Annotated in this window: 5 protein-coding genes and 2 rRNA genes (1 of these 7 only partly in view); 4 read left to right on the forward strand and 3 right to left on the reverse strand. The window is 60.4% G+C overall.

Annotated features, from left to right (window positions below):
* The first annotated feature begins 48 nt into the window (after positions 1-48).
* Entirely contained in the window at positions 49-1,698 is a 1,650-nt protein-coding gene (gene pgi, locus ACPW74_RS19345) for a glucose-6-phosphate isomerase (RefSeq protein ID WP_039040994.1), read from the forward strand.
* A gap of 162 nt (positions 1,699-1,860) precedes the next feature.
* Here pgi and ilvC read toward each other — a convergent pair whose 3' ends face one another.
* Positions 1,861-3,342: a ketol-acid reductoisomerase gene (gene ilvC, locus ACPW74_RS19350; protein ID WP_039041087.1), complete on the reverse strand. Its 1,482-nt coding sequence runs from the start codon at positions 3,340-3,342 to the stop codon at positions 1,861-1,863.
* A gap of 193 nt (positions 3,343-3,535) precedes the next feature.
* Here ilvC and ilvY point away from each other — a divergent pair, with 193 nt between their 5' ends.
* From ilvY to ACPW74_RS19365, 3 genes are all read left to right on the forward strand, one after another.
* On the forward strand, positions 3,536-4,429 hold the full coding sequence (ilvY, locus tag ACPW74_RS19355; RefSeq protein WP_010676123.1) for an HTH-type transcriptional activator IlvY: 894 nt from the start codon (positions 3,536-3,538) through the stop codon (positions 4,427-4,429).
* Positions 4,430-4,536: 107 nt separating this feature from the next.
* Complete coding sequence (locus tag ACPW74_RS19360) at positions 4,537-4,728, forward strand: hypothetical protein (RefSeq protein ID WP_042878337.1); 192 nt, start codon at positions 4,537-4,539, stop codon at positions 4,726-4,728.
* 90 nt (positions 4,729-4,818) lie between these two features.
* Positions 4,819-7,392 (forward strand): GNAT family N-acetyltransferase, encoded by a 2,574-nt coding sequence (locus ACPW74_RS19365; RefSeq protein WP_425858442.1) that lies wholly within the window; start codon positions 4,819-4,821, stop codon positions 7,390-7,392.
* A gap of 101 nt (positions 7,393-7,493) precedes the next feature.
* On the opposite strand, the gene rrf is transcribed toward ACPW74_RS19365, so the two are convergent.
* Positions 7,494-7,608: ribosomal RNA gene (rrf, locus tag ACPW74_RS19370) — 5S ribosomal RNA — on the reverse strand.
* An 81-nt stretch (positions 7,609-7,689) separates the two neighbouring features.
* Positions 7,690-8,513, reverse strand: a 23S ribosomal RNA gene (locus ACPW74_RS19375); it runs 2,065 nt beyond the window's last position.

An 8,513-nucleotide genomic window follows, 5' to 3' on the forward strand; every position in this document is an offset into this window, starting at 1 on the left:
GAGCCTTGCCTGCAAGGTTCAAACACAACTTGGAAGACTGATAATCCTATGAAAAATATCAATCCAACCCGGACCCAGGCCTGGCAGGCACTGGAAGCCCATTTTGCAGCCAACAAGGAGATGCGTCTCAAGGATCTGTTCGCACAGGATCCCAAGCGTTTTGACAAGTTCTCCCTCACCTTCGGTGGCGACATCCTGGTCGACTACTCCAAGAACCTGATCACCGAAGAGACCCTCAAGCTGCTGGTGAACCTGGCTGGCGAGACCGATCTGCGCAGCGCCATCGACGCCATGTTCAACGGCGACAAGATCAACATGACCGAAGGACGCGCCGTACTGCACACCGCCCTGCGCAACCGCTCCGACCGTCCCATCGAGGTTGACGGCAAGGACGTGATGCCGGAAGTGAACGCCGTACTGGCCAAGATGAAGGGCTTCTGCGAGAAGGTCATCGGTGGCGAGTGGAAGGGCTATACCGGCAAGGCCATCCAGCACGTGGTCAACATCGGCATTGGTGGCTCCGATCTGGGCCCCGTCATGATCACCGAGGCCCTGCGCCCCTACAAGAATCACCTGGAGATGCACTTCGTCTCCAACGTCGACGGCACCCACATCGCCGAGACGCTCAAGAAGATCGATCCGGAAACCACCCTGTTCCTGGTGGCCTCAAAGACCTTCACCACCCAGGAGACCATGACCAATGCCCTGACCGCCCGCGACTGGTTCCTCGGTCATGCCGGTGACAAGGCCCACGTTGCCAAGCACTTCGCCGCCCTCTCGACCAACGGCAAGGCCGTTGCCGAGTTCGGCATCGACACCGACAACATGTTCGAGTTCTGGGACTGGGTCGGCGGCCGCTACTCCTCCTGGTCCGCCATCGGCATGCCCATCGCCCTCTCCCTCGGCTTCGAGCACTTCGAGGCCCTGCTGCAAGGCGCCTTCGAGATGGACATGCACTTCGCCACTGCCGCCTATGAACAGAACGTGCCCGTACTGCTGGCCCTGATCGGCCTGTGGTACAACAACTTCCATGGTGCCGAGTCCGAAGCTATCCTGCCGTACGATCAGTACATGCACCGCTTCCCTGCCTACTTCCAGCAAGGCAACATGGAGTCCAACGGCAAGTACGTGGACCGCGACGGCAATCCGGTGGACTACCAGACCGGCCCCATCATCTGGGGTGAGCCGGGTACCAACGGCCAGCACGCCTTCTACCAGCTGATCCATCAGGGCACCAAGCTGATCCCCTGCGACTTCCTGGCGCCGGCCATCAGCCATAACCCCATCGGTGACCACCATCCGAAGCTCCTGGCCAACTTCTTCGCCCAGACCGAGGCCCTGGCCTTCGGCAAGAGCAAGGAAGCGGTGGAGGCCGAGTTCCTGGCCGCCGGCAAGACGCTGGAGCAGGTCAAGGATCTGGTGCCGTTCAAGGTGTTCGAAGGCAACCGCCCGACCAACTCCATCCTGTTCAAGCAGCTGACCCCGAAAACCCTCGGCTCCCTGATCGCCATGTACGAGCACAAGATCTTCGTACAAGGCGCAATCTGGAACATCTTCTCCTTCGACCAGTGGGGTGTGGAGCTGGGCAAACAGCTGGCCAACAAGATCCTGCCGGAGCTGGGCACCGATGAGGCCGTCACCAGCCACGACGGCTCCACCAACGGCCTGATCAACACCTGGAAAGCCTGGAAGGCCTGATTCTCCCGCCCTCCAGAATGCAAAAGCCCCGCTCGATGAGTGGGGCTTTTTTATTGCTATCAATCGGTCTGTTTGCATCATCCGGACGACAGGCCGGGTGTCTAAGCCAGCCAGTAACGGGGATCGTCATCCCCGCCCCTTCCGATGCCGCTCAGCGAAGGCTTAACCGCCGACGGCAATACGCTTCATGTCCTTCATGTAACCACGCAGGGTCTGGCCGATCTTCTCGATCGGGTGGTTGCGGGTCGCTTCGTTGGCAGCCAGCAAGGCCAGGTTGTCCACCGCCTTGCTCTCGGCACGGGCACTGCCCAGGTCCCCTGCTTGCAGGGTCGGCATGAAGTGCTCACGCAGCAGCGGCACGGCAGCGTTGGCGAACAGGTAGTTACCGTACTCCGCGGTATCGGAGATGACCACGTTCATCTCGTACAGACGCTTGCGGGCGACGGTGTTGGCGATCAGCGGCAGCTCGTGCAAAGACTCGTAGTAGGCGGACTCTTCATAGATGCCGGAGGCCACCATGGTTTCGAACGCCAGCTCGACACCCGCCTTGACCATGGCCACCATGACCACGCCATTGTCGAAGTACTCCTGCTCGGCGATCTTGCCGGCATAGGCAGGAGCATTCTCGAAGGCGGACTTACCGGTCTCTTCGCGCCAGCCGAACAGCTTGGCATCGTCTTCGGCCCAGTCAGCCATCATGCCGCGGGAGAACTCGCCGGCGATGATGTCATCCATGTGTTTCTCGAACAGCGGACGCATCAGGGTGCGCAGTTGCTCGGAGAGCTCGAAGGCACGCAGCTTGGCCGGGTTGGAGAGACGGTCCATCATCAGACTGATGCCGCCCTGCTTCAGGGCCTCGGTGATGGTCTCCCAGCCGAACTGGATCAGCTTGCCGGCATAGGCCGGGTCGGTGCCCTCGGCAACCAGCTTGTCGTAGCAGAGCAGGGAACCGGCCTGCAGCATGCCGCACAGAATGGTCTGCTCGCCCATCAGGTCGGATTTCACTTCCGCGACGAAGGAAGATTCCAGCACGCCGGCACGGTCGCCACCGGTAGCAGAGGCCCACGCCTTGGCGATGGCCATGCCTTCACCCTGGGGATCGTTCTCCGGGTGGACGGCGATCAGGGTCGGTACGCCGAAACCACGCTTGTACTCTTCACGCACTTCGGTGCCCGGGCATTTGGGTGCAACCATCACGACGGTGATGTCGGAACGGATCTGCTGCCCCTCTTCCACCACGTTGAAGCCGTGGGAGTAGCCCAGCGCAGCGCCCTGCTTCATCAGCGGCATCACGGTTTTGACGACGTCGGAGTGCTGTTTGTCCGGAGTCAGGTTCAGCACCAGATCGGCGGTCGGGATCAGCTCTTCATAGGTGCCGACCACGAAGCCGTTGTCGGTGGCCTTCTGCCAGGAGGCGCGCTTCTCGGTGATGGCGGCCTTGCGCAGGGCGTAGGAGATGTCCAACCCGGAGTCGCGCATGTTCAGACCCTGGTTCAGGCCCTGGGCGCCACAGCCCACAATCACCACCTTCTTGCCCTTCAGCACGTTGCAGCCGTCCGCGAACTCTTCGCGCTGCATGAAACGACACTTGCCCAGTTGGGCCAACTGCTGACGCAGGTTCAAGGTGTTGAAATAGTTAGCCATGGTGATTGCTCCGTTCGATTGATTCCATGCCGGATAGCGGCGTTGTCGAAACCACTATAGCGCGGGACACTTATTGCCTGAACTGATATATTCGAAACAGTACGTTGCAGGAATTGAAATGTGATTTCCCGCAATCTCCCGCCGCCGAGCCATCGTGCTACAGGGCGCCTGACAACGCCGCAGGAATAAAAAGATGGACCTTCGCAATCTCGAACTGTTTCTACACCTCGCCGACTCCCTCCACTTCGGCAAAAGCGCCGATGCCATGGCGGTCAGCCCCTCCACCCTGAGCCGCGCCATCCAGCGACTGGAGCAGGAGACCGGCTGCGTGCTGTTCGAGCGGGACAACCGCTCGGTGCGGCTCACCCCTGCTGGTGACAAGCTGCGGGAGTTTGGCGGTGCCTTGCTGCAGGAGTGGCGCCAACTCAAACAGGAGCTCAAACGCAGCGACGAGCCGCTGCAAGGGCGGCTGCGGGTGTTCTGCTCGGTCACCGCCAGCTACTTTCTGCTGCCCGAGGTACTGGAACGCTTTCGTCGCCGTTATCCCCAACTGGAGATCAAGCTGGAGACCGGCGACCCTGCACTGGCAGTGGACAAGATCCTGGCTGACGAAGCCGATCTCGCCATCGCAGCGAGGCCGGATGCGCTCTCGTCCAAGCTGGAATTCGCCAGCCTGCAACAAGTCCCTCTGGTGTTCATCGCCCCCCGCAATGCCCCCCAGCAGGGTCAGTGGTTCCCCCAGGGCGAACCTGACTGGGAGCGCCTGCCGCTGATCCTCTCCGAACAGGGGCTGGCCCGAAAGCGCTGTGATCAATGGTTTCGCAACAAGGGGATAGCTCCCAACATCTATGCAGAAGTGGCGGGCAACGAGGGCATCGTCGCCATGGTGGCCCTCGGCTTCGGTGTGGGTGTCGTGCCTGCCGCCGTCATCGATCACAGCCCCATGGGGGACAAGGTGCGTGTGGTCGAGCCCAAACCGGCGCTCAAGGCGTTCGACGTCGGCATCGCCGTGCTCAAGAAGCGGCTGGAAGAGCCGCTGATCCGCGCCTTCTGGGACACCGCACGCGGCCAGGGAGGCCTTCGCTGATCCGACAGGCGTCAGAGCCACGGTGAGTGTCAAATGTATCAGTATGAAAGTGGGGGAGAAGAGGGGACACTGGCCGGCACCATCCAGCCACCATCAAGGAATAGAGCGTGAGCCAGCATCTTGTCGAAATCCGCAGTGCCATCCTGTTCGCAGAATATCTGCAAAGCCTCGGGGTCCAGCGCCATGAACTCGATCGGGAGCAGGAGATCTATCTCCAGGACAAGCACCTCGCCACGGTGCAATGCATTCAGGGGGAGCTGCGCTTTTATCTGCGCGCCAGCGCACTGGCCAGATCGTGATCCGCAATCGGTCACAGAACCCGCACGCAAAGCGTATTAGACTGGCACCATCCGTCCCCCTCGCCCCGGGGGCCACCACGAGGAGTGCCCATGAAACAAAGCGGCCTGGATCGGCTCTTCAAACCTCACTCGATCGCCGTCATCGGCGCCTCCAGTGATCCGCAGAAGGCAGGCCATGTGGTCATCCGGCACCTGCTGGCGGGTCAGTTCCAGGGCCCTATACTACCCGTAGCCCCCCGCAGCCAGGCCATCGCTGGCGTGCTCGCTTATCCGGACATAGAGAGCCTTCCCCTCTCCCCCGATCTCGCCATCGTCTGTACCCGGCGCGAACGGGTACTGCCGCTCATCGAGGAGCTCGGCAAGAAAGGAACCGGAGCCGCCATCATACTGGCCGCCCAGTTCTCCACTGACGAGCGCCTGCGGCTCAAGCATCTGTGCCAGCAATACGGCATCCGGCTGCTCGGCCCCAACAGCATGGGCATGCTGCTCCCCGGGCAGGGTATCAACGCCAGCTTTTCCCCCATTGCAGCGACTCCGGGACAGGTGGCGTTTCTCTCCCAGTCTGCAGCGGTCAGCACCACCATCCTGGATTGGGCCAAGCAGCGCGAAATCGGCTTCTCGGCCTTCATCTCCCTGGGCGATCATTGCGACATCGACTTTGGCCAACTGCTGGATCAGCTCTCCCGGGACGGGACGACCCGCGCCATCCTGATCTACATGGACAAGCTGCACGATGCCAGGCACTTTCTCTCCGCCGCCCGTGCCGCCTCGCGTAACAAACCCATCCTGATCCTCAAGAGCGGTCGGCACGACCCGGCCAACGGTCTCGACAATGTCTATGATGCCGCCATCCGCCGGGCTGGCATGCTGCGCGTCCGGGATACCCACGAACTGTTTGCCACTGTCGAGACCCTGAGCCACTCCCTGACCCTCAAGGGGGAGCGGCTCGCCATCCTCTCCAACGGGCGCGGTCTCGCCAACATGGCCGCAGACGTACTGCTGTCTCGGGGAGGCAAGCTGGCGATGCCACCCCTCGACATCGGCAGCGATGCAGATATCGAGGCCTACAAGAGTGCACTCGAGACGCTGCTCCAAGGGGACAGTGCCGATGCCATCCTGCTGATCCATGCACCGTCCCTCACCGCCCGAGGTGTCACCCTCGCCAGCAACCTGATCGACTTCATCAAGCAGCATCCCAGGGCCAGACGATTCAACATACTGACCAACTGGGCAGGCGAATACTCCGCCCAAGAGGGGAGACGCCTGTTCAACGAGGCGGGCATCCCGACCTATCGCACCCCGGAAAGCGCCGTCACGGCCTTCATGCACATGGTGGAATATCGCCGCAACCAGAAACAGTTGATGGAAACACCGGCCTCCCTGCAGGGCAACAGGCTCGATGTCGAGCGCTGCCAGCAGCTCCTTGGGCAAGCGCTGGACCGCCAGCAGCGGGTGCTGGACACCCACCTGGCCCATCCCATCTTGCAGGCAGCCGGGCTATCCACCCTCGCGACCTGGATCGTTTCCGATGCCATCGAGGCCGCACTGACTGCAGAACAGATTGGCTACCCCGTAGCGGTGAAGCTGCGATCTCCCGACATAGCCCACAAATCCGATGTACACGGTGTCATGCTGAACCTGCGCACCTCGGCGGAAGTCGCCCAGGCGGCGGATGCCATTCTGGACAGGGTACGTCAGCATGATCCTGGCGCCCGCATAGAAGGGCTGCTGGTACAACGCATGGCACGCCGCAGCGGGGGTCTGGAGCTACGGATCCGCTTGCAGCAGGATCCGGTCTTCGGCCCCGTCATCCTGCTCGGGGAATCCGGCGCCGAGCCCCGCGACATGGTCGCGGCTCTTCCTCCCCTCAACCAGGCACTGGCTCGCTACCAGATCATTGGTGCCCTCAAGGATGGCAAGATCCGCGAGCAGGCCAGTCCGGTACGGCTCGATATCGACGCCCTCGGCCAGGTGCTGTGCCAGCTCTCCGAGCTGCTGCTGGCCTTCCCCGAGATACAAGAACTGGATCTGCACCCGCTGCAGGCCTGTGGCGAAGGGATGGTGATCCTGGATGCCCGGCTCGTCTTGGCAGAGCGAGGGCAACAAGTGCTGCCACTGGCCATTCGCCCCTATCCCACCGAGCTGGAAGAGGGTGCCTGGCTGAAAGATCAGAGTCATGTGCTGCTGCGCCCCATCCGCCCCGAAGACGAGCCCGCCCACAAGCAGTTCGTGCGGCAGGTGTCTGATGAAGACAGGTACAAACGCTTTTTCGCCGATGTGGGGGAGCTGGGGCATGAGGAGCTGGCCCGCATGACCCAGATCGATTATGACCGGGAAATGGCCTTCGTCGCCGTGGGTCAGGACGGCCCTTTCAGCCAGCAGATCCTGGGAGTGGTGCGAGCCATTGCCAGCCCGGATCAATCGGATGCGGAGTTTGCCATCCTGGTCCGCTCAGACTTGAAAGGGCTAGGACTCGGCAAGTTGATGATGGAAAAGATCGTGCGCTACGCCAGAGAGCGTGGCATAGGCCAGCTCTCTGGCATGACCATGCCCAGCAATCGCGGCATGATCAATCTGGCCAAACGGCTCGGTTTCAAGATCGATATTCAGCTGGAAGATGGGATAGTCAACATGGAGCTGCCCTGTGCTGATCAGGTTGTATAACGATACAATCGTGGTGGTAAATCAACCAGATATGGATGGATAACGTGAATTTCAGGCAATAAAAAACCCCGCTCGAGTGAGCGGGGTTTCTTGTATTGGGTGCCTGGCAGTGTCCTACTCTCGCATGGCGAATGCCACACTACCATCGGCGCTACAGCGTTTCACTTCTGAGTTCGGCATGGGGTCAGGTGGTTCCACTGCGCTATTGCCGCCAGGCAAAATCTTCAATCTGAGAAAGCTGATGTAAGTAATTCGTTCGTATTTGCTACAAGCCTTAGAACACTTCTTGGGTGTTGTATGGTTAAGCCTCACGGGTAATTAGTATGGGTTAGCTCAACGTATCGCTACGCTTACACACCCCACCTATCAACGTTGTGGTCTCCAACGGCCCTTTAGGACCCTCAAGGGGTCAGGGATGACTCATCTCAGGGCTCGCTTCCCGCTTAGATGCTTTCAGCGGTTATCGATTCCGAACTTAGCTACCGGGCAGTGCCACTGGCGTGACAACCCGAACACCAGAGGTTCGTTCACTCCGGTCCTCTCGTACTAGGAGCAACTCCCTTCAATCATCCAACGCCCACGGCAGATAGGGACCGAACTGTCTCACGACGTTCTGAACCCAGCTCGCGTACCACTTTAAATGGCGAACAGCCATACCCTTGGGACCGACTTCAGCCCCAGGATGTGATGAGCCGACATCGAGGTGCCAAACACCGCCGTCGATATGAACTCTTGGGCGGTATCAGCCTGTTATCCCCGGAGTACCTTTTATCCGTTGAGCGATGGCCCTTCCATTCAGAACCACCGGATCACTATGACCTACTTTCGTACCTGCTCGACCTGTCCGTCTCGCAGTTAAGCTGGCTTATGCCATTGCACTAACCTCCTGATGTCCGACCAGGATTAGCCAACCTTCGTGCTCCTCCGTTACTCTTTGGGAGGAGACCGCCCCAGTCAAACTACCCACCAGGCACTGTCCGCGGCCCAGATTCATGGGCCTGCGTTAGAACATCAAACATACAAGGGTGGTATTTCAAGGACGGCTCCAGCGCAACTGGCGTCACGCCTTCAAAGCCTCCCACCTATCCTACACATGTAGGTTCAATGTTCAGTGCCAAGCT

Source organism: Aeromonas sp. INTO2 (genome assembly GCF_049860605.1).
Lineage (GTDB): Bacteria > Pseudomonadota > Gammaproteobacteria > Enterobacterales > Aeromonadaceae > Aeromonas > Aeromonas caviae.